This window comes from Bhargavaea cecembensis DSE10, from assembly GCF_000348905.1.
In the GTDB taxonomy this organism is placed as follows: Bacteria; Bacillota; Bacilli; order Bacillales_A; family Planococcaceae; genus Bhargavaea; species Bhargavaea cecembensis.
The window spans coordinates 75,215-97,210 of record NZ_AOFT01000011.1 but is presented as its reverse complement, the minus strand read 5'-3'; the positions used below and the strand labels follow the sequence as shown (position 1 = coordinate 97,210).

The following is a 21,996-nucleotide window of genomic DNA, read 5'->3' as shown; positions in this document are numbered from 1 at the left end:
CGAATACTCTTTTTGTGAGTAGGCGTAGAGAATAACCTTCAGCATCATTTTCGGATGATAAGAGCTTCTACCGCCTCCCGGGTAATAGGCGAAGAGCTGTTGGTCCGGAAGCAACTCAATCATTTCATCAATGACCCGTGCGACATGGTGTTCGGGGATTAGTGCCTCGACATCGAAGATGGCGAACGACTGACGGTTATTGTAGGGTTTGAAAACTGGGGCAAGCTGCCGTTTAGGCCGTCCGGCCATTTCTCCCACCTCTTTTTTCATCCCAGGAAAAGTGGTATAATTAACAGTAGCAGTCTTCGGATTGCACATAAAAAGATCGCTCCTTTTTGGATTGTTGTGTGGTAACTCCATTCTACAAAAGGCAGCGATCTTTTTCTATTTCATTTAAATAAACATAAGAAAAGGGGCGTCCTAGAAAGTCAGTTTTCACTGACTTTCTGGACAGCCCCTTTTGTTGTTCAATCAATTTTGAATCAGACCATGCTTGGCTGTTTTGCGCCTTCACGGAGTGTCTTGAATGCAGCAGCCCATTCGTTGACTTCGGTAAGCATCGCATTAACGTTTTCCAGATGCAGTTCAGCCGGCTTGAACTCGGAGAAGTTTTCGAAGTCGGTGAAGAGCGAGAGAGTCGGATGCGTCCGGACATCGGCAACGGAAAGTTCGCCGAGGATGCCGCGGAGGTGTTCCGCAGCACGAGCGCCGCCCGTCGAGCCGTAGCTGACGATTCCCGCCGGTTTATCCGCCCATGCTTCACGCGCCGTATCAATCGCGTTTTTCAGGACGCCGGAAATGCTGTGGTTGTACTCCTGGACGATGAAGACGAACCCGTCGAGGCTTGCAAGTTTTTCGTTCCATTTCGCGATTCCCGGCTCCGAACCGTCAGTTGTGCCGACGAACGGAAGCTGGTAATCCTGGATGTCGATGATTTCATACTTCGCATCATTGCGGCCGTCCGCGATGCCCTTGAGCCACTCGCCGACCTGCGGGCTCACGCGTCCTTCACGCGTGGAACCGAGGATGATGCCGATTTTGAGCTTTTCTGGCACGACCGGTGCCGCTTCCTGTTTTTTGCCGAATAGTTTAGAGAAGAATCCCATGATGATCACTCCTGAATGATAATTTTCCAAAGGCTCGTGGCAACAATCTACGCTTAGCCGATCGCTTTCCGGACTGCAGGAGCGACCTCGTTGGCGAGGAGTTCGATGCTCCGGGCGACCTGCTCATATGGCTGTCCGCCGATATCCAGTTGTGCGAGGAACCGGGTGTGTCCGAACAGTTCGTGCTGGCGGAGAATCTTCTCTGTCACTTCTTCCGGGCTGCCTACAAATAGGGCATTGTCCGGACCGGTGACCTGGTCGAAGTCCTCCCGGCTCATCCGGAAGGCCATGCCCCGCTGGCGGTTTACCTCATTCCAATAGCCCGAGTAGTATGGATAGAACGTGTCCCTGGCGGTTTCCCCGTCTTCTGCAAGGAAGCCGTGTCCCGTGACGCCGACACGGAGTGAAGCCGGATCATGTCCTGCTTCCGCACCCGCCTGCCGGTACAGATCGGCAAACGGCTGGAACCGTCCCAGCGGCCCGCCGAGAATGGCAAGTGCCATGCCCGCACCGAGCCTCCCTGCACGGATGGCGCTTTCCGGCGTTCCGCCGACACCGATCCAGAACGGGATTTCGGGCTGCACAGGACGCGGTGCGATTTCCGCATTCCGGAGAGGAGATCGGTACTGCCCGCTCCAGTCCACGACCTCATTTTCATTCAGCAGACGGAACAGCTGCGAGTTCTCCTCGAACAGCCCATCGTAATCCGCCGTATCAAAGCCGAACAGAGGGAACGATTCGATGAAGGCCCCGCGGCCGGCCATGACTTCCGCACGTCCGTCCGACAGCAGATCGAGTGTCGCGAAATCCTCGAAGAGCCGTACAGGGTCGACAGTACTGAGGACTGTCGTCGTGCTCGTCAGCCGGATCCGTTCCGTCGCCTGTGCGACAGCAGCGAGAACGACCGGCGGTGAGGACACCGCATAGTCCAGCCGGTGATGTTCTCCGACGCCGAACACATCGAGTCCGAGACGGTCGGCCAGCTTTGCGGCCTCAAGGATTTCCTTTAGGCGCTGCCCTGCACTGGCCGTCTTTCCGGTATGAGGGTCCCGCACGATATCGCCGAGTGTATAGACACCGATCTCAAATGCCGGCTTGTCAGTCAATGGATTCATCCTTCTGTTCACTCCTGAATGTAAAAATTGAAAAAAGGCCGTGGCCTGACGGAGCCGAAATCAGAGGCGTCCGGACACATTGGTTACTTTTCGTAATTAACTATATTTTAATATCTCGATTTCGTCAAGTCCATTGAACCGATAAATTGACACAGCGGCAAAAAAGCCATTTCCTTGTTTTTAGGAGGATGGCTTTTTGCCGCTGTTCTATTCGGATGCATCGCGAACGGGTTTCATTCACCGGCAAACAAAAACATATACAGCCGGCTCTGCCATGATTAAAATGGCATAATCCAAACATAGGAAGGTTGAACGTTTTGCTGAAATCTTATGCCTGGCTGATCTTTTGTGTATTGATATGGGGAAGCAATTTCGTCTTCGGCAAAATGCTTGTACAAGATTTCTCTCCTGCCGCATTGACAATGCTGAGGCTATTGTTCATCGTCCTTTTTCTTGGCGTCCTCACTTTAAACCGGAAGCATTCGACCCGTTTGTCCAAACCTGACTTCCTGGTGGTTGTTTTTCTGGGGATTGTGGGTGTCTTCATCAACCAATGGTCATTTTTTGAAGGGCTGCGGACTGCCGATCCCACCACCTCCGCGCTGATCCTGGCTACCGCTCCTGTGCTGACAGGTTTCCTGGCCGCGATTTTCCTGAAGGAAAAACTGACATTCCGTATGATTGCCGGCTCCTGCATCGCCATATTGGGCATTTACTTCGTGGTGGCCCGGGGAAGCCTGTCTTCGGTCCGGATTGACCCTGGCCTATACTGGATCGTCGTCACAATGGTGACATTTGCCATCATGGTGATCGTTACTCGGCTTCTTTCCAGCAGGGTCGATCCGCTGACCATCACGCTTTACTCCAATATTGTCGGCTGGGCGATATCCGTTCCATTCACGTTCATCCTGGACCGGCCGCTTAAGATCAGCGCCGAATGGTCAGATTGGATGCTGCTGATTGTCACCGCCGTTGTTGTTCATGGCGCAGCCAACCTCATCTGGAATCAGCAGATCCGTTACGTGGATGCTTCAAAAGCATCGATTTTATCCAATCTGGAGCCGTTCGTCGCGATGGTCATGGGCCTCATTCTTCTGAGCAATCCCATCACCGGCTATCAGGTACTGGGCTCCCTGTTCATCATCGGGGGTGTCATTCTGTCAACGTATCAGCGAAGGGTGCGTCCGTATAGCAAAAGCTGACATCGCGTTCATCACAAAGCGCCCGGCCAGGGAGACCCGGCCGGGCGCTTTTGCTTAACCGATCTTCGTCAACGTTCCGAGCAATGTCGTCCGGTTGTCGCCGTTGTTCTCAAATCCCATCATTTCCGTTTCATTGCAGAACAGGACGTCCCCTCTGGTCGCCATGATTTCCTCCCCGTCGACGGTGAAGGTGCCGCTCCCCTCCATCACGACAAGGAACAGCTCCTTTCCCGGATGGCTGTGGGGCTTCATCGCCTGGCCCGGAAGAAAGTTCAGCGTGAATGCCGTGCTGTGCCCGTTCTTCATGAAATCGACTTTGGTGAACCGGCTGTCGTCAAACTGCTGAAATGCCCTGATCGCCTGGTGGTCCATCCGCATGCCTCCTAAACGCTTGGTACTTGTACTATACCGTCAATGGGGACAGCGGAAACCTGCCGATTGATTGCCGGCTACGGTGCTGAGTCCCTGCTTGCACTGAGATGTGGGTGATTCTTCAAATGGTTGTTTATCTATATTTATCACAAACCTTCCATACAATGAAGAGCAAAAACTGTGCCGACAAGCATGCAGTTCGGAATGTGCTGCACGCCGGGTATTCGAAAGATTCGAATAAAAACTGTATGATGGACTCAAGAGAAAAAGGCGGCAGGGGTCACGGATAAATGGGGGCGTTTTATTAATGGCAGGCTTTGAAGTGTTTATATTTATCGCGCTGGGGGCCACACTCCTGATGGTTTTAGCACCGCTTGCTCTGCAAAAGTCAGTGCCGGAAAAGAAAAGTCGGTATCTGAGAGTTTTGTTTTTGGGGCTTCTGATCATGAGCTTGGGGATTTTCATTTTCAGCTTTTACATCGGGGGGTGGCAAGGAATCGGGTATGGGTTCATGGCCATTTCGATTCTGATCGGCACTTTATTGGGAGGGCTCATCAACGGCGTGACGAGTGCCGTTAGCCGCAGGAAAAAACATAGCTGAACAAAAAACCTCCGATGCCCATATTGGCCCGGAGGTACTGCATGAGACCCTGTATTAAAATATCCAGGGTTCTTTTTTAAATGCCGCAAGTTGACGGACGGACTGCCGGATCGCTTCTCCGCCCGGGGGCAGGTCGACCGTTCCGCGGGAGCGCCGGATCGTGCCGTCACCATGGCGGATGGTCACCTCGTACGTCCTGCCCTCCAGAACCGGGGAACCGAAATCCCCTGGCCATTCATCGATGTGAAACTCAGTGCGGAGTGTATCCAGAAACGCGGCCGCCTGATCCGGATCGATCTCGTATTCATCCCTTATGTAGCGCATGCCCTGCCCGTTTCCCCCTTTTGTCGAGAGTACCTCATGGACAATCAGGCCGCCGCGGGTGATCCGGACATCATGGACCCGATCCTGGTTCGGCAGGAGCGGGCCGCTTTCGGTCGTTTCAAAAAGGATCTCAGTAATCACGGTCATTCCCCCTCTTTCTCAAACCGCTTACTTTCTTTTCATGATTTGAAAGTTGATTAGTCGCTTTTTATAAATCAGCACCATCATGCTCATCACCGCCGCATAAAGCAGGAATTTGGATAGTTCCTCCTGTTCTGCCATTCCTGTTTGCAGCCCGCCAGACAGGTAGAAGACATTCAGCATCCCATGCAGGATGGCCGCCGGAATCACCGACCGGCCAACTTCTCTTACATAAGTGAGCGTAATGGAGATCAAGAACAGCAGGCCGATGTAACTTGTGATTCCCGTCCACAACTCTCCATAACCTTTATAGAAAACGGCGATCGGCAAATGCCACAGCGACCAGACTGCAGCTGTGATGACGGCCGTCCGGAACAGGGAATGGTTTTTCCGCAAATGGTGATGGAAATTCCCGCGCCAAACGACTTCTTCCAGAAGTGCAGATAAGGAAGCAACGGTCAGGCCGATCACGAACAGCAAACCCAGTTCCTTTTCCTGCTCGAACAGGAACCGCATGTCCTGAAAGCTGAGATAAACGTGAAAAGTAATTCCCAACAAAACCGGGAAGAGTGTAGAAAACACCATGCTCTTCAAGGTCGGACGGAACAGGCCCAGCGTCGATCTGACCTGGATTTTACAATAACCGGCCTGATAGACGAAGACGACGATTAGCGGGACTGCCATCACCGCCCCCAGAAACGCGCGTCCGTCCTCTAAATTGACGAGGATGGCATGGACAAGGAAAGTGACCAGGAAAATGAAAACGATCGTTATTCCAACAATATTCTTCCGGATTTGCTTCACCCGCCCACTCCCCATCAGCTACACTTCAGCAATCTTATCCAACCCGATCCGCTAAAGCGATATCCTCTTTTAAAATGGAATACATGTACAGGTCATCGAACTTGCCCCGGCCGTATTCATAATGGCGGAGCAATCCTTCCCTCAGGAAGCCGTTTTTCTCCACCAGCCGCAGGGAAGGTTCGTTTTCTGGTTCGATCAGCGCTTCGATCCGTTCCAGCCGGAGATGGCTGAATCCGTATCGGACCACTGCCCGCAAGGCTTCACTTGCAATGCCCTTTCCCCAATGCTCGGGGCTGAGCTCGTAGCCGACTTCGGCACGGAAGTGCTTTTTCTCCCGGTTATGGAACCCGCAGCTCCCGATCATCTTGCCGGTTCCCTTAAGCGTGATGCCCCATCGGATGCCGCTGTCTTCTTCGACAAGGGAGTGGTACCAGTTGATTTCGTCCAATACGTCCTCCGTGTTTTGGAACGGCTCCATGCCGGTATGCTTCATCACCTCCGGATCGGACAGGTAACGCAGCATGTCTTCTGCATCGGCGGGAGTGGCCGCCCTCAGGTGCAGCCGTTCAGTCATGATTTCCGGGAATGGCGTGTTCATTTTTGTCGCCTCCAATTCAAATAGCCGGTCCGCTCTGGCGGACCGGCTTTCGGTTATCTGTGCTGGTCGACCAGGATCGGATTGCCATCCGGATCTTCGATCACGAAGTGGGCCGGCCCTTCCGTCGATGTGTCCGCTTCAGTAATAAATTCAATCCCCTTTGCCTTAAGCTCTTCCTGGAGCTCCCTTACGTCCCTGAACGGGTTCACTTCTTCGGCGCTGCTGTTCCAGCCCGGGTTGAACGTCAGCATGTTCTTCTCAAACATCCCCTGGAACAGCCCGATCACGCAGTCTTCGTTTTTAAGGATCAGCCACCCGTTTTCCTCATCACCGCCAAGCGCGGAAAAGCCGAGTTTCTCGTAGAATTCCTTGGATGCCTGAAGATCCTTGACCGTCAGGCTAAGTGAAAATGCACCGATGCTCATTTACAAGTCCTCCCCCAGATTCGTTGTTTTCTTCAAATAACGGACCCTTGTTCCGTAGGGGTCCGTATGGGTCATGCTTTGCTGCTGCAGGTCAATGATCAATTCATCGTTTAAATGTCTGCCCTTGAAACTCACCTGTCCACAGTCAGCGGCGACAGGTATGATTTCACAGTTATAAATGACCCCGTACATCTTCGGCAAGGCAGCAAATACCCGGCCATCTTCCAAAAAGATATTCAGCTGCCCCTGCTCCGAACTGTACGTTCCGGTAATGGCGGCAATGAGCCGCTCATCAGGAACGATTGAAGCAGGCGAATCAAGCGCACAGTCTCTCTGCTCAAATACAGAGGAGGCAATGTCTTTTGCGATCCGGTCTACCGGTGTCAGGCCAAAATTGCTCAGAACGATGACCGATAAGGCTTCTTCCGGATAACGGACGTAAAACGACGCGAAGCCGTTGACGTCACCGAAGTGTTCCCAGCTGGTGCGCCTGCCCCAATCTTTTTCTTCGTCCCTGAAGAACCAGTCGTATCCGCACATTTCGTTGTGCCGGGTGAACATCTTTGCGGGCAGTTCCTGACCGAAAATGCTTTCTCCGCTGAGTGCCCGGTCCCAGAGAAGCAGGTCTTCCGCCGTCGAGTACAGGCTGTAGGCACCCGTCGCCACACTCATGTCGATCCACTCCGCCCGCCTGATGTCGCGGTCGAGCGTATAGCCCTGGGCATACTGGCTGATGACCGTCCTGCCGTCATCACTGCCTGTGTGTTTCATGCCGAGCGGCTTGAATACGTGTTCGTCCATATAGTCCCCGTAGCTGAGTCCGGTCACGTTTTCGATGATGGCGGCGAGAATCGTATAGCCGGAGTTGGAATAACCGGCCTGGCTGCCGGGCTTAAATTCCGGCGGCAGTTCTCTGATGGTCTCCATCAGCGTTTGCGTCGTGGCCGGAAGGCGCATCATCTGTGTCCAATAGTCAGGACGCGAAGCAAAATCGGCCACACCGCTCATATGGGAAAGCAGGTGATGGATAGTGATTTGGTCACCGCCCGGAAAGTCACTGAAGAAACGGCTGATCGGGTCTTCCCTCCGGAGTACGCCCTTCTCCTCAAGTTGGAGGATGGCCATCGCGGTAAACGCTTTTGACAACGATCCGATTTTGAACCTGGTGTTGGAGGAGTTCGGGACACTAAACCCGTAATCCGCCATGCCATAACCTTTGCAGAGGAGAGTCTCTTCCTTATGCCGGACCGCAATGGCACCGCTAAAATAGCCTCGTGCATCGAGTGAATCAACATACTTCCTAATTAATTCTGCTTCCATAAAATCCTCCGGGTTAGTTCCGGAACCTTCATTCAAAGTCCCTTTAGGTGAATTGAAAATCTTATAGGCGGCTTAAATGGGTGTCCTTAAAACGGGTCGGATACTTGAGTCCGTAGCCGAGCATCCGGTCCATCCCAATATGGGCCAGCCAGATGAGGCCGATTGCCAGAATGAATCCGCTGTTAAAGAGGAGTCCTGCGATGATCAAGATGAGCGGGACAGAAGTGGTGTGAAAGTAGTTATACATCTTGGCCCCTGTTTTCAGATCGGCCAGGTATCCGAGTGCGGAAATATCCGGTGCGAAAAGCAGGATGAAAAACATCGGCCAGCTGAACGAATTCGAAGCATACAGATAAAGGGCCAACAGCAAGATCGCCAGGCCTTCGATGTGCAAAAGAATCCTTACCATCACTTCTGCCTCCTGTCTGTCCGCCGGCAGCCATATTGGCTCCGGATATCAAAAAGAAGCCGGATCAGGCTTGGGTAATATGGGATGAACGTGCCGTCCTCGATCATCCTTTCGATTTCATCGGCAGTTGCCCATTTGGCGTCCCGGACTTCCTCGTATTGCAGGGTGAGCTGCTCAAGGTCGATCCCCTTTTCAATCAGATAGACGTCATTGAACCCCCGTTCGAAGTTGATGGTCAATTGCGGCCTTACGTTTTCCAAGTCCAGGCGGATCCCCAACTCCTCCTCGAGCTCCCTTGCCGCGGCTGCCTGGCTGCTGTCGCCAACTGTCGCGCTTCCTCCTGCCGTCAGGTCCCACATGCCGGGCCAGCTTTCCTTGAATGTCTGCCTCTGCTGGATCAGCATCTTCCCTTCCCTGTTGAAGATGCACACATGAACGACCAGATGAAGGTCCCCCTCTTTGAATTCGCCTCCGCGCGTCATCGTCCTGCCTGTTTTCATTCTTTCCGCATCATAGATGTCCCACAGCTCCGTCATTTCATCTCCCCTTAGCACTCCTGTTTATGGATCAATTTCTGACGCTCCAGTAGATTTCTGTGCAATCATCGCAGTAGAAGCCTTCCAAGTTACAGTCTTGGACGATCCGCTCCATCCTATTTCTGTCGTTTGAGCAGATCATTGAGAAATGGCTGTCCCAATGGGTAGTGATGAGAAGAGATTGGTCATGCGTAAATAGATTATGTCTTTCCAATGTGTCCCCTGTGATCAGATCGTCAATATATTCAAGTTTCAGTTCTGTGCAAAATTCGTCGCCAACCCAGAGCCACTCGTACCCCTCTTTTTTCACGGCACTCAATACGTCATTGATCAGCAGCTCCGGCAAAAACCCTTCAGTTGGCGGAACCAAACGGTGCTCATCGCACACTGCAAAGACTCTTTCAGCAAGCTGTTCGTCGGCATGTTTTTCATTTAGCCCGCTGATCCCTGTGCGAAGACCGATATCCAGATGGCGAATCGAATTGATTCCGGATAGGGAAAGAAACTCCTGCCACCTGACAGCTTCACAGTGCCGGATGATCTCATGCTTCCCTAGTAGAGGAACAGAAAAATACCGTTCAAGCGGCAGTGTCACCGGCTTGATGAACGGATGGAAGAAGATAAAGACATCACTGAAAATATCCTGATAGAACGACTTGATCGGGACCTCATCATTTGAACAGACCGCGTACCTGTGCGGTGGCGGCAAGTACCTGACTTCTTCCTCCATCTGGCTCCCCCTCTTTTCTGATAGGTAATATCATTTTTAGCCCTATCGTTTAAAGACATCATATTCTCCGCAATGTTCATTGATTGCCTGTATCGCAAGTTCCAGCGATTTCAGCCTTCGCTCAAGAAGAGTCCGCTGGGGGCTGGCGCTCTTGGAATTAGCATATGCCTTCTCGATGGATGGAATCAGACCGACGAGTACATCGCGGGCTTTTGATAATGCCTCTTGCCCGTTAGGATGGGATTGCCGGTTCCAGACATGCTCCAACACAGCCAGCCCGATCTTCATTGCATGAAGGCGCTTCTCGATCAAGATTGAATGGACTCCGTTCTGACGGTTTCCGGAATGTCTTCCATACTGGGACGCCCCCTCTTCTCTAGTAATCTATTCCAATTATCACACAACCATAAATCCAGTGGAATACGAACCAACAAAAAACGAACCCCATTGTTGGGGCTCGCATCAGATGACAATGTTCAAAAGGTCTTCCAGCCGGCTGATTTCATATGTAGGCACAATTGGTGTCTGGTTTTCCTTGCGGGCCGGGTTAAACCAGCATGTGTCCACCCCGGCGTTCAGTCCGTCCCGGATATCGGAAGTCAGCGAGTCGCCCACCATCAGGACAGAAGAACGGTCCGTGATCCGCAGTTGCCGGAGCCACTCAGGAAATATTAGTTGCTAGCCAACTGCCCCGCTTGATAATAATTCAACTAAAGTATTTGTCGTCTGCTATCTTAGTGTTGCAACAATCCAAGAATTGCAAATTCGCTTTTCAATTATTAAGTTAATTATTATTAACATTTATTAAATGAAAGAATAAATTCTGCTTGTGCACGTTGAACTGCAATGGCTGTTTGATTTAGTAGGTAATCAATTTGAATAATTTCTGGTTTTTGATCTCCATATTGCTTCCTTTTCTCATTCAAATAAGAAGATTTGGAAAAAGCATTACCCATTAATGCAATTACATAGGTTTTTGAAGTAGGAGATTGTTGAATATCTTTTAACTTACTCCAGATTTCCGAGGCAGTTAAATTATGTGGATTTGCAATTTTCCTATTTACTTTTACTCTATAGGACTCATGTTTCCATTCTTTATCCCAATAATCATAGATTGGCTTTTTTGTACTACCTTTGTTAACGTAATCCAAATTTTTAATTATTTGCCCACTTACTTCTTGAAATGTTGTTGCTGATAATTTTGATTTCCCTGCTTTACAATGAATGAAACTTACAGTTTCTTTCGACTCGCTTATAGTAATAAAGTCTGCAACTTCAGTCTGCAAATCAGTACAGATTATATAATCAGCATCACTTAACAAACTTTTTATATGTGCATTATTATTAATATCTATTCCTCTATTCGCAACTAAATGGAACAATGAATTTTTGTCCCAAGCATTATGCCACTCTTGAAGAATTGCAGATTTGTTGGCTCCCTTTTCATTGAGTTTAACATTTCCAGGTAAATCAATTTCATATTCATCCATAATGTTTATCAAACTGTCGAAATCGCTAGGTATTCCAGTCTTAAAAAAAGTACCTTTAAAATATCTATCCAAGTTACCCTTCAAAATAATTTGGAAGGATTGCTCCTCGTTTAACCAATCCAATAATTCAATTTTGCCCTTATTATACTGATTGACCACAATATTCAATTTTTCTGTTCCTTCACTGTACTTCAGAATATATCTTCCTTCATCCATCGAATAAGCAATATTAATTTCAAACGAACGATTATCCCATCTTAAGTTAAATTTTGAATTCCTTACTGTATAAAATAATTGATCCAATTCTGTTAAAGTTCCATAGCTATATGTCAAAAACACAATGTTTGGATCAAAATAGATTAGAATAGATGATGGAGTTAATTCGTTCGGTACATCTGTTACAGTAGCAAAACGATTAAAAATAGGATGAATTTCTTTCGAGGTTTCGGATAGTTGCGCATCTATTTTATCTAACCAACCAATATATGTAAGTAAATCAACATTTTTATCACTTTGTGATACACGCGCATTTGAAAAACCCAAATAGTTTCTGATAGTGCTTTTCTCAACTTTCTTACTTCCTACCAAAGTTGTGCACAGGTTATATTTATCAGTTATATCTGGTGTCATACTAGAAACATCTTCTGCATCCATAATCATTCTACTAAAGTTATTATGGCTAACACCTCCATTTTGAATAGTTACTTGAGAAACCTTCGAGTCTCTTAACAACAGTTGTTTTAATGTGTTTGCATTTATTCTTTTCCATCCTTCACTAAGTAAAGAAGGAAGATATGTAGTACTGCTGTAAATATATAATTTATTATTTAACAATCTAAAGAGTATTATTTCAAGTTTTACTTCTAGAAAACTTTCATTCACCAAAATATTGCTATTTTCATAGCGTGAGTATACGATGCACCCCGTAGAAATAGAATCAACTTCAAATTCATCTAAAATTAAGTAATCGTTTTCATGCAAATCATATAAAATAATACTAAAAATAGTTTTTATGGTCTCAAGTTTGTCAAACCGACTTTGATTTTTATAAATATTTACTTTTAGAGGAAGTTGATATTTTTTTAATTTTTCATAAGAATCATGTTCTCTTTCAAGATCAAAGCGTCTTAAAAATCTATTTTCCATGTATGTAGCTGTAGGGTTTGCATCCCTCACTTGGTTAAAATACTCTTCATAATTAAACATAAGATTCTCAGGATTATTCGATAGTAATTGTTCAAAATTAATATAGGAATTCCACCAGTCCATTTGAAAAGCATCTTTCTCTTTAATCAAAACTAAAGCATTAATTTCAAAATCTCCTTTTCTTATTACACGGCCAACTTGTTGGACTAAAGATCGCGAGTCTGACAAAGGATCAAAAATGGCTAAAACGCAAAATTGTTTATTGTCTATGCCTTCTATAAGTTTGTATTGATGAATCCAAACCTTTTCACTACGGTTTTGAATATCGCTAGGAACCTGTGTTATAAGATTTGGATTGCTGCTTTTCACAAAATTCTCGTGAATACCAATAACTTGAACTTTCCCCTCTAATTCTTCCACCATTGATTGAATTGTATCAGAATCTCCACACCTTATTATGCACTTCAATCCACTATCACTTTCATCGAACTCTTCAATGTAATCTTGGTATCGAGTAAATATTTCATTAGCAAACTCTCTTGGATCATTAATATTCGGTAACAATTTAAATTCTGTTTGTCTAATATATTGATCAGATAATGCTTCTTGATGGGAATAGGAGAAAATAAAATTCTCGTCCAAGTTAAATTTATTTTTGTCATTTCGAATAGGTGTAGCTGTGAATAAAATACTCTTTTTTTCAAAAGACCGAATAATACCTCTCCAGGCTTCGGCTGGTTCTCTATGCCCTTCATCAAATATTATTAGCCCAATGACTTGTTGTAACTTCCGAAAGCCTTCGTTAGAGTCATTTTTCAGTTTAACCAATGCTTGAATTGTAGTGACGTAAATAGTGGGAGATTCCTTTACTATTAAGCTAGAAGGAATTACTCCACAAACCTCTTGTGACGGGCGATAATCAACACCTAATTTATCCCAACACCCTTGCTGTATCTCAAATATTAATTGATTTTTTACGGCTGTAGACGGGGCTACTATTAAAACCGAAGTATCTTGAGCAAGTATTGAACTTGTAATACTAATAACTATTGTTTTCCCAGTCCCCATAGGCATCTTTACAAGTGCCTGTTTCACGGAATCACTACTTAAATAGCTATTAATCTTTGTAATAGCAATATTTTGATAAGGTCTTAATTGCCCAATTATTTCTTTGAACCGTTCCATTTTCGTCTCCCTAGTTAGTATTTATTACTATATCTCTTGAAAATTGCTTAATTTAACTTCCTAATATTGATTCAATTATAACATTTTTAAAAAGAAGGTTTATAAGTTTATTTCTACTTTAAAACCATCTAACCCTAAGCCCATTCAACAATTATTTTGTGAATAATAAAGTTATGCTCCTTTATTAAATTGGTTGGATTTCGTCTGCATCAAAGAATCCGTTTGCCTTGGAGTTTCCAGTGTACATCAGTCTGACTCATTGCTTTTCTCGTCCGCAGATGGATCGAAAGATTCGCGATGTCCTGCTCAAGAATATGCGCAGGACATTTCTGCCACTCGTCCACTTCATTAAAGCTGGAGCGGGTCTTCACGCTAACAGGGAGTCACCGCTTTGGCTGCCTGGACAGTTCCGTGGCAAGGTCAGGCGTAGGATTAAGCTGCTTCCCTTCCCCCTTGTCGCCACATTCGGCACGGGGAAGCCTGACTGCTGTCTATAAAAAAGACGAACCAATAAAAAACGAACCCCATTGTGGGGCTCGCATCAGATGACAATGTCCAAAAGGTCTTCCAGCCTGCTAATGTCGAATGTAGGAACAATTGGTGTCTGGTTTTCTTTTCGGGCCGGATTAAACCAGCATGTGTCCACCCCGGCGTTCAGCCCTCCCTGAATATCAGAAGTCAGCGAGTCGCCCACCATCAGGACAGAAGAGCGATCCGTGACCTGCAGCTGTTCCAAGGCGTAATCAAAGATTTCTTTTTGCGGCTTCCGGAATCCCGTGGCTTCCGAAATGATGATCTGCTCAAACGAATCTTTAAAGGGGGAGTTCCCGATCCTGGATGTCTGCACATCCTTAAAGCCGTTCGTGATGATGGCCAGACGCTTGTGGGACAGGGCTTCAATGACCTTCTCGGCTCCCGGGACAAGATGCATCTGTTCTCCAAGAAAGCCTAAGTAGTCCTGATTAAAGACCACTGCATCCAGATCCAGCTCATGTTCCAAAAACAATCTTCTGAATCGTTCCGACCCCAAGTCCCCAAGGCTCAGCTTCCCGTCTTCCAGATCACGCCACAGACCCACGCTGATTGTCCGGTAACTTTTTCTGTATCGCTCAAGGGCATCAGGCAACTCATATTTGCCGAACACACTGCCGAATGCCGCTTGCTCCGATTTGTCGAAATCCATGAGCGTGTCGTCAACGTCGAATAAAATCACATCGTACTGTTTCATAGGTAAATCCTCCGCCTTTCATGCCGATCATGGCAAAAGAGCCTTCTCATCGAGAAAAGGCTCCTTTGTGTTTCAGTCTTTTGATTCAAACTGATCCAGCAGTGCCCGAACCTCGTCTGTCGATTTCGTCTGCATCAGCTGGTTCCTCAGCTCTCCGGCTCCGTAGAATCCTTTGACGTAGATCTTGAAAAATCGGTGAAGCGCGGTGATGGAACGCGGCACTTCCTCGATGTATCGGTCGTGCAGATCAAGGTGGAGCCTCAGGAGGTCCAGAGAATCCTTCGTGCTGTGTTCCTTCGGCTCTTTCTCAAAGGCAAACGGATTCTTGAAAATTCCACGGCCGATCATGACACCGTCTACCCCGTACTGCTCGACGAGCTCCAGGCCCTTCTGTCGGTCAGGGATGTCCCCGTTGATCGTCAGCAACGTATCCGGTGCCACCCGGTCGCGTAGTTTCTTGATCTCAGGAATCAGTTCCCAGTGCGCATCGACCTGGCTCATTTCCTTTCTCGTCCGCAGGTGGATCGAGAGGTTCGCGATGTCCTGCTCCAGAATATGCATCAGCCATTCCTGCCACTCGTCCACTTCATTAAAGCCGAGGCGGGTCTTCACGCTGACAGGGAGTCCGCCAGCTTTGGCCGCCTGGATTAGTTCCGCAGCAAGGTCAGGGCGTAGGATTAAGCCGCTTCCCTTCCCCCTTGTCGCCACATTCGGCACCGGGCAGCCCATATTGATATCAAGGCCGCTGAATCCCATTTCCGCCATGCCGATGCTCATCTGGCGGAAATACTCGGGCTTGTCCCCCCAGATATGCGCGACCATCGGCTGCTCGTCTTCAGTGAAAAGCAACCGACCGCGAACGCTGTTGATCCCCTCCGGATGGCAATAGCTGTCCGAGTTCGTGAACTCGGTAAAAAACACATCCGGCCTGCCGGCTTCAGCGACGACGTGGCGGAACACCACATCCGTCACATCTTCCATCGGGGCAAGCACAAAAAATGGACGCGGCAAATTGCGCCAAAAATTCTCTTTCATTTCTTACTCCAGTCCTCTCACATAAAAGCATTAGGTCAATTATAGCGGAATTAATTAAAAAAATCCGGTCTACGAAATCATCTGTCGGCAAGACTGCCTTTATGACCAAAAGCTTAGTGGCCAAGAAAGGGCTGCTCAAAAACCGGAAAGCATACGCCAATTTTCTTGCAAAGTCGAGAGGCGGTTCAACTGACTGAATATGAACATACATGACTAATGGATTTGTGAAGAGCCAATGATTATGGAGCGCACTGACGATCAGCCCGTACTGCGACAATGTTCGTATGAATACTGGAACTTCCTCCTGGAGAACTGCAACTTCCGCCAGATTCAACGTACGGCCAGTTTGATCGAGAGATTCGAACGACACATTGGCCGTCATAACCCGGTTGCTTTTTTTCCCTTGTACGGTCGTGTTCAATGTCCGATGGAAAGAAACCGAACATCCCCCTTTTTCCCACTTGCCCTGACCATTGAGAATCTGCGCAAATTGTTTGCAGAGTTGATCGTAATCAACCACTTTTCCCGTCCCCTTTATCAGTTCTCCGTTATTTCTGTAGCTTACGGAAACTTTCCGGGATCTGTGAAGAATGGATTTCTGTATTTTGCGGGTGAGTTTGCCGGGTAACTGTTAGTGGAAGAACTAATGGTAGTAAAAATGAAGTCGACTAGGAGGTTCATTTTGGCGAAAACAGAACAAACCGTTGCAGAATTGCTGCTCGAGCAGTTGTCCTTGTACGGCGTGAAACGGATTTATGGAGTCGTCGGTGATGCGACGATCGGGTTCATCGACGCACTGGCCAAACAGGACCAGATCCAGTTCATTACAACCAAACATGAGTCGACGGCGGCCTTCATGGCATCCGCCGAAGCGAAGCTGACAGGAGGGCTGGGCGTCTGTACGGCGACGATGGGCCCTGGAGCGACCAACCTGCTTAATGGCCTGGGTGATGCCCATGCAGACCGTGCCCCCGTCCTTGCCCTCACCGGACAGGCACCCACTGACAAATACGGAACAGCGACTCCGCAGTTCATCAACCAGCAGGATCTCGTGAAGCCGTTTGTCGCCTATTCCGAGAACCTGACAAATCCGGACGCGGCGGCCGATCTCCTTGAAAAAGCGGTGGCCACCTCGCTCAGACAGCGGGCGGTCACCCACCTGTCCGTGCCAAAAGATCTGTTCATGGCGGAGTCTAAGAAAAAAGCTCGACCATTGGCCAAAGCCATTCAGGGCACCACTGTCTTTACGACAGAAAGCCTGGAAAAGGCGGCGAGCATCATGAAATCAGCAAAACGGCCGATGATTCTGGCCGGTTCCGGGGCCGCCGGAACCGCAGAAGAGCTTCAGAAACTGGCCGCGTCATGGGGCGCCGGCATCCTGGCAAGCCTCGGCGGCAAAGGGCTGATTGAGGAATCCGCCCCGCTGATGCTGCAAGGAATCGGTGAAGGCGGCAATCCGTTTGCTGCCGAGCTATTTAAGGAAGCCGATGTCGTGCTTCTTGCAGGAACCACCTGGTGGCCGGAAGGGCATGTGCCTACCAATGCGCAGGTGATCCAAATTGACCCCCACTTCAACCAGGTCGAAAAGAACATTCCAGTTGAACTGGGAATCGTCGGTACCACGGAAGAGGTCCTTCCTTTATTAAATGAGCACCTTGAAGGCTTCTCCCGTTCCGATGACTGGGTCAGCCGCTGTCAGGAAGTCAAAGAAAAATGGGCACGTCAAAATGAAGAGGAAGGCAATTCCGAAGGGTACCCGATACACCCCTCCCGGATCATCCGTGCGCTCGACAAAACCGTTGCACCCGACGCCATCCTCGCGCTGGATACCGGAGACAACACGGTCTGGACGAACCGCAACTTCCGGCAGACCAATCAGAAAACCGTATTCTCCGGCTACTGGCGGACCATGGGCTTCGGCCTTCCCGCCGCAATGACAGCCAAACTGATCCATCCGGACAAACAGGTCGTCGCAATTGTCGGTGACGGCGGACTCCAAATGGTGCTCGCGGACCTTATGACCGCCATCCGGTACGGACTCGACATCACAGTCGTGGTCCTAAACAACGAATCCCTGCAGATGGAGAAAGACAAAATCGATGTAATGGGGACAAAAGACATCGGGACCGACCTCACCAACCCAGACTTCGTCAAGCTTGCAGAAGCCTGCGGATGGAAAGGGTTCCGGCCTGAGTCGGATGCAGAGCTTGAATCGGTGTTGGAGGAGGCACTCCAAACAAGTGGTCCGTCGCTCGTTGATATCCCTACAGCTCAGGTGTTTTTCCCTGAGACTGAATAATTGGAATGTAAAACACTACTGTGGATGTAAGCATCCTCAGTAGTGTTTTTAAGTGGTTGTTTAGGGCCTATTGGTTAAGCGGATTATTAAGACCGATATAGGGTGATCTCAATATGGGAGTGATCAGTGTTTTATTTTCCTAAGTGTTGTTATTGGAGCGCCCTTTTTATTCCTATTGATCTTTGAACAATCATACAATAGGGGGATGAAAATTAAAGGAGGAAATTCATGGTTAGGTTGGTTGAACACAATCAGAAAGAAAACTTTCACCACTTTGTTATGGAAGGTGAGAAAGGGAAGTATCACATAACTGTAATTCAACCTCCTGTTGATTTTCACGGGGAGGGATGGGGACGTAACGAGTACGGCGGGGGTCACTACATTGTAATAAATAATGATAGAAATACGATGCATGGGTCCTGCCATACCTATTGTTTTGTATCTCACTATTTTACTGACAGTAGACCGAATTATTTGCCAGGCAGAATTGGAATACATGAAAGTTGTTGGGAGGACTTTATGAACTGTTCCAGGAAGTTTATTTACCCGATTATAAAGAATTGTGATTAAGTAGTTAATTATCGATTGCTCACGATTCTTATTTCAGGTTAAAAAAATAAAGCTATTGATATAATGAACTGCACCCCGAACTGCGGATACTTTAATAAAGTCCCGGTTCGGGTCTTTGCGTTATTAAAAACCTCGTTATACAGGACGCAAAAGTTGAACAGAGGAGATTTTGAAGAGCCGCAAACCTATTCGCAAGCCTATTCGCCGACTTCTCGAAGACAATCCAAATGTCCTTTATGTGATGGAGATAAGGCAATACAGTACGTACCGGAATTCAAATTGAGGGACCGTTAAGGCCTTTCACGAAAGTATGTTGCCGTATGAAATCTTTCTCAACTGCGGTTCTCCGAGTGCGCTCTGTTCGCCGAGGCAGTATTCTCTAAGCGTCCGGTGGTACGGGAAATTTGCCCACCCTGCGAGTAGAGAACTTCGGTATGGTCGATCTCGTAGAACGAACGGGCCAAGATTTCGAATGTGACGCCACCGATCGTGTCGGTGATGACACTTGGTGCGTAGAGCGGTATCGTCACGTCGCCCATGATACGTTCGTCATTCGGTCGATGACGTTTCGACGATGGATGTGACGTCTAGCACCACGCCAGGGATGAGGTCGACTACAGCGCCCTTCTACGGGAGTTTGCGTTTTCGGGTGACGAAGATAACCATCGATACCAAATCCTTCTCGTCTTAATAATCCCCCATTTAGTAATTCATGCTACTCAAAAATATATCTTGATTCATCCGGAGCTAAGATAGTCCTAAGTATTTAAATGGAACTCCCAATAAACATTTTAATTTTTTAAGCGAAGTATGTGATCATTATGTAGTTAATTTCCCAATTATTATGATACAGTTAAATTTAGACTTTATTTTTAGGGGGGGAATAAAATGACTTGGAGAACGTTTTTAAAAAATCCAGGAGTTTCTATAAGTGAAAAATCCTATTTGTTATATCATAAGGGTGATAATCTAATTTCAGAGATATTTACACCCGAACATATTTTAGAAGAAGCCACTTTTCTATACATATCGACTTATAACTTTAATTTCGAAGATAAAGGTTACTATCCTTCCCAGATACCTACTATGCATCAATTTTTAATTAATGCAGCAAATTCAGGGATAGATGTACGGCTAATTTATCAAATTCAAACTAACAATAAAAATGCTAAGCCGTCTGAAGAATTTCAACAACTTATAACCGTACTAAATTTACCTAATAATCATGTGAAGTGTATTTTGACTGACAAAATTGCTTATATTGGTTCGGCTAACTTTAGTTTTGGGAGCAATAATAACCATGAATGCGGATTACTGTTTTGGGATGAAGAACAAATATTGAAATATAAAGAGAACGTCTTTTTTGATAAACTATCTATGGAATCTAGATTAGTAATAGATGCTCCAACCTTGGATATAGTTAGTTTAAGACAACTTGAACAACAATTAAAAAAGATATACCATCAATATATACAAAATAAGGATAAACTATGTCAAGAGCAATACAACGAAGAGTTTTTAACTATCCATTATATAGTTAAGGAATTATCAATGAGCTCAAGATTTTACCGAAGGTTTAGACTCTTTTATCATTCTGATTATGATTGGAAAGGTACCTATCATGAAATATGTGACGGAGAATGGCAAGGCTTCGAACAGAGCTTAGTTCATCTGTTAGAATGGATCCCCGGAGCAATTAACTTACTGAAAGCAATGTACGAGAAAAATGGAGCTATAAGCTTCCAACGCATTACATAATAAAAATAGTTTTATGTATCTACTTTAGGTATCATAGATACATTTTTAATTAAAAGCGCAATGTTCCCCTCACCAATGGTTGGTTTAAGAAGGGGTTTTCTTTAAAGTACGATAAGAGGACCACTGTAATTATTATCGAATAATTCACCTAACTCATTACTTGATTTATAAAACATGGGGGTTTTAGCATGGTAGGTTCTTTTGAAAGTTCTTTAATAAATGCATTGGAAAAAGTGTATGATGAGGAAAGTACAGAAAAGAAACAGGTTTATATTAAGGAATTAATTGATTCAATTAAACATTATTCGAACCAATTACACAAAGGACGTTATAGAGAGGCTGGATACGGAGAAATCTTTGTAACCTATTTTAAAAATTTTACGGTCTCTATTGTATTTGGTACTGAAGAAAGAAATAACGGCTCTGGTTGTTTACTTAGGTTAAATAGAGACTTTTTGATAACTAATGCTCATGTTATTAAAGGGGCTATTGAGGCAAAGCGCTTACTAATAGGGAGTGTCGAAGTATATAATATCGAAGAAAAAATAGTAAGTATCGATGACGATTTGGATCTTGCGGTAATAGATTTATCAGAGAGTTTAAATAAGGACTTGGAGGATACAGGTAAGATGTTTTTCACTCCTGAGTCATGGCCTCCTTCAGAAAGTGAGATTGGAGATCAAGTATATATAGCCGGCTTCCCTGGTATTTTCAGGGAAGATGAGGAAATGTTCTCTTCAATTTATTATACTGCCATACATGAAGAAATTATGGATGTAACCGATAGACGATTAATTGTGAAGTTTAGCCGTGAGAATTGGAAAAAGGCATTAGGCCTTAAAGAGATAAGCGACTTAAAAAGACTTGGTGGCCTAAGTGGAGGTCCAGTATTCATTTGTAGGGACGATAAACCTGAATTAGTGGGTTTTACATATGAAGATGGCGGCGGTTTTTTCGACGGTGTAAAAGTCATTAAATCTTACTTCATAAATAATGATGGAGAAATAATTAGAAATGTTCAATAACGAAATTAAGAACAATAATCTTAGATAAGTACGTTAGTGAAAGATACTGACCCCCTAACTACGGACACTTAAAAAACGTCCCGGTTCGGGGTTTTTGCGTTGTCAATAGAATACTGAACACAATATTGAACGGAGGAGATTTTGATGAGCCGCCAACCCATTAGTAAATCTATTCGCCGATTACTCGAGGTCAATCCGAATGTCCTCCATGTGACAGATAAGACTACCCAGTACGCGCCTATAATTCAAGCTGGAGGCAGTGAAGGCCTATCAGGAAGGTAAAACTCCCTATGAAATCTTCCTGGAGGCTGGGTTGGATCCCAAACAAATCGCCTGACACATTTTTTCCAATGTCACGCGGCCGATTTTGTCCGTTATGACGGGCGGTCCGTAGAGTGTAATCGTTTCATCGCCCATAATGACGTTCGTTTGCCGGGCGTTACGTTCTTGACGACGATGTCACATCCGGCACGACGCTGCGGATAGTTCGAACCTCGCCCTTTTTCTTGAATTTCGGTTCCAGGTGACGTTGACTATTAAGAGAAATAGAAAACGTGCTAATGGCAAGTCATATATG

The 21,996-nt window shown here is 46.6% G+C and carries 22 protein-coding genes and 2 pseudogenes; 5 read left to right on the top strand and 19 right to left on the bottom strand.

All coding sequences use genetic code 11. The features are described 5' to 3' along the window. From C772_RS11295 to C772_RS11285, 3 genes are all read right to left on the bottom strand, one after another. Positions 1 to 249: transposase (locus tag C772_RS11295; RefSeq protein WP_200858854.1), on the bottom strand; the 249-nt coding region annotated here is incomplete at its 3' end. A 233-nt stretch (positions 250 to 482) separates the two neighbouring features. Next, the gene (locus C772_RS11290) at positions 483 to 1,106 is read right to left on the bottom strand and encodes an NADPH-dependent FMN reductase (protein ID WP_008300098.1); all 624 of its coding nucleotides are present in this window, start codon (positions 1,104 to 1,106) and stop codon (positions 483 to 485) included. Between the two features lie 53 nt (positions 1,107 to 1,159). After that, positions 1,160 to 2,221 (bottom strand): LLM class flavin-dependent oxidoreductase, encoded by a 1,062-nt coding sequence (locus C772_RS11285; RefSeq protein WP_008300096.1) that lies wholly within the window; start codon positions 2,219 to 2,221, stop codon positions 1,160 to 1,162. A 317-nt stretch (positions 2,222 to 2,538) separates the two neighbouring features. Between C772_RS11285 and C772_RS11280 the strand changes: the two genes are divergently transcribed. Beyond that, on the top strand, positions 2,539 to 3,423 hold the full coding sequence (locus C772_RS11280; protein ID WP_008300095.1) for a DMT family transporter: 885 nt from the start codon (positions 2,539 to 2,541) through the stop codon (positions 3,421 to 3,423). A 54-nt stretch (positions 3,424 to 3,477) separates the two neighbouring features. Here the strand turns inward: C772_RS11280 and C772_RS11275 are convergent, their stop codons facing one another. Further along, a complete protein-coding gene (locus C772_RS11275) occupies positions 3,478 to 3,795 on the bottom strand; it encodes a cupin domain-containing protein (protein ID WP_008300093.1) in 318 nt (105 codons plus the stop codon). Positions 3,796 to 4,102: 307 nt separating this feature from the next. On the opposite strand from C772_RS11275, the gene C772_RS11270 reads away from it, so the two are divergent. Continuing rightward, entirely contained in the window at positions 4,103 to 4,396 is a 294-nt protein-coding gene (locus tag C772_RS11270; RefSeq protein WP_008300092.1) for a YesK family protein, read from the top strand. Between the two features lie 54 nt (positions 4,397 to 4,450). Here C772_RS11270 and C772_RS11265 read toward each other — a convergent pair whose 3' ends face one another. The 15 genes and pseudogenes from C772_RS11265 to C772_RS16860 all read right to left on the bottom strand — a co-directional run. After that, a complete protein-coding gene (locus C772_RS11265; RefSeq protein ID WP_008300090.1) occupies positions 4,451 to 4,861 on the bottom strand; it encodes a hypothetical protein in 411 nt (136 codons plus the stop codon). Positions 4,862 to 4,888: 27 nt separating this feature from the next. Beyond that, positions 4,889 to 5,665 carry a CPBP family intramembrane glutamic endopeptidase gene (locus C772_RS11260; protein WP_008300089.1) on the bottom strand — a complete coding sequence of 259 codons (777 nt, stop codon included), beginning with the start codon at positions 5,663 to 5,665 and terminating at the stop codon, positions 4,889 to 4,891. Between the two features lie 34 nt (positions 5,666 to 5,699). Then, positions 5,700 to 6,263, bottom strand: coding sequence for a GNAT family N-acetyltransferase (locus C772_RS11255; RefSeq protein WP_008300087.1), 564 nt, complete (start codon positions 6,261 to 6,263; stop codon positions 5,700 to 5,702). A gap of 53 nt (positions 6,264 to 6,316) precedes the next feature. Then, positions 6,317 to 6,688: a VOC family protein gene (locus C772_RS11250; RefSeq protein WP_008300084.1), complete on the bottom strand. Its 372-nt coding sequence runs from the start codon at positions 6,686 to 6,688 to the stop codon at positions 6,317 to 6,319. Next, on the bottom strand, positions 6,689 to 8,008 hold the full coding sequence (locus C772_RS11245; RefSeq protein ID WP_008300083.1) for a serine hydrolase domain-containing protein: 1,320 nt from the start codon (positions 8,006 to 8,008) through the stop codon (positions 6,689 to 6,691). 61 nt (positions 8,009 to 8,069) lie between these two features. Continuing rightward, the gene (locus C772_RS11240; RefSeq protein ID WP_008300081.1) at positions 8,070 to 8,417 is read right to left on the bottom strand and encodes a DUF4260 domain-containing protein; all 348 of its coding nucleotides are present in this window, start codon (positions 8,415 to 8,417) and stop codon (positions 8,070 to 8,072) included. Then, entirely contained in the window at positions 8,417 to 8,953 is a 537-nt protein-coding gene (locus tag C772_RS11235; protein WP_008300080.1) for an NUDIX hydrolase, read from the bottom strand. Before C772_RS11235 ends, C772_RS11240 begins: the two co-directional genes overlap by 1 nt. A 31-nt stretch (positions 8,954 to 8,984) precedes the next feature. Next, complete coding sequence (locus C772_RS11230; protein ID WP_008300078.1) at positions 8,985 to 9,683, bottom strand: DUF2711 family protein; 699 nt, start codon at positions 9,681 to 9,683, stop codon at positions 8,985 to 8,987. A 42-nt stretch (positions 9,684 to 9,725) separates the two neighbouring features. After that, positions 9,726 to 10,067: an AraC family transcriptional regulator gene (locus C772_RS11225; RefSeq protein WP_407637216.1), complete on the bottom strand. Its 342-nt coding sequence runs from the start codon at positions 10,065 to 10,067 to the stop codon at positions 9,726 to 9,728. A gap of 78 nt (positions 10,068 to 10,145) precedes the next feature. After that, complete coding sequence (locus C772_RS16410; RefSeq protein ID WP_407637215.1) at positions 10,146 to 10,331, bottom strand: HAD hydrolase-like protein; 186 nt, start codon at positions 10,329 to 10,331, stop codon at positions 10,146 to 10,148. Positions 10,332 to 10,477: 146 nt separating this feature from the next. After that, the gene (locus C772_RS11215) at positions 10,478 to 13,504 is read right to left on the bottom strand and encodes a DEAD/DEAH box helicase (protein WP_008300075.1); all 3,027 of its coding nucleotides are present in this window, start codon (positions 13,502 to 13,504) and stop codon (positions 10,478 to 10,480) included. Between the two features lie 230 nt (positions 13,505 to 13,734). Then, positions 13,735 to 13,985: pseudogene (locus tag C772_RS16865) on the bottom strand (tRNA-dihydrouridine synthase); the annotation flags it as partial. A 60-nt stretch (positions 13,986 to 14,045) separates the two neighbouring features. Beyond that, positions 14,046 to 14,732 (bottom strand): YjjG family noncanonical pyrimidine nucleotidase, encoded by a 687-nt coding sequence (locus C772_RS11210; RefSeq protein WP_008300073.1) that lies wholly within the window; start codon positions 14,730 to 14,732, stop codon positions 14,046 to 14,048. A 72-nt stretch (positions 14,733 to 14,804) separates the two neighbouring features. Next, positions 14,805 to 15,767: a tRNA dihydrouridine synthase gene (locus C772_RS11205; protein ID WP_008300071.1), complete on the bottom strand. Its 963-nt coding sequence runs from the start codon at positions 15,765 to 15,767 to the stop codon at positions 14,805 to 14,807. Between the two features lie 130 nt (positions 15,768 to 15,897). Next, positions 15,898 to 16,287: pseudogene (locus tag C772_RS16860) on the bottom strand (DUF1259 domain-containing protein); the annotation flags it as partial. 162 nt (positions 16,288 to 16,449) lie between these two features. On the opposite strand from C772_RS16860, the gene C772_RS11195 reads away from it, so the two are divergent. The 3 genes from C772_RS11195 (at position 16,450) to C772_RS11180 (ending at position 21,419) form a co-directional block, all read left to right on the top strand. Continuing rightward, on the top strand, positions 16,450 to 18,066 hold the full coding sequence (locus tag C772_RS11195; protein WP_008300069.1) for a thiamine pyrophosphate-binding protein: 1,617 nt from the start codon (positions 16,450 to 16,452) through the stop codon (positions 18,064 to 18,066). A gap of 1,458 nt (positions 18,067 to 19,524) precedes the next feature. After that, the gene (locus tag C772_RS11185; protein ID WP_008300065.1) at positions 19,525 to 20,394 is read left to right on the top strand and encodes a phospholipase D-like domain-containing protein; all 870 of its coding nucleotides are present in this window, start codon (positions 19,525 to 19,527) and stop codon (positions 20,392 to 20,394) included. Positions 20,395 to 20,582: 188 nt separating this feature from the next. After that, positions 20,583 to 21,419, top strand: coding sequence for a S1 family peptidase (locus tag C772_RS11180; RefSeq protein WP_008300063.1), 837 nt, complete (start codon positions 20,583 to 20,585; stop codon positions 21,417 to 21,419). Positions 21,420 to 21,996: the final 577 nt, after the last annotated feature.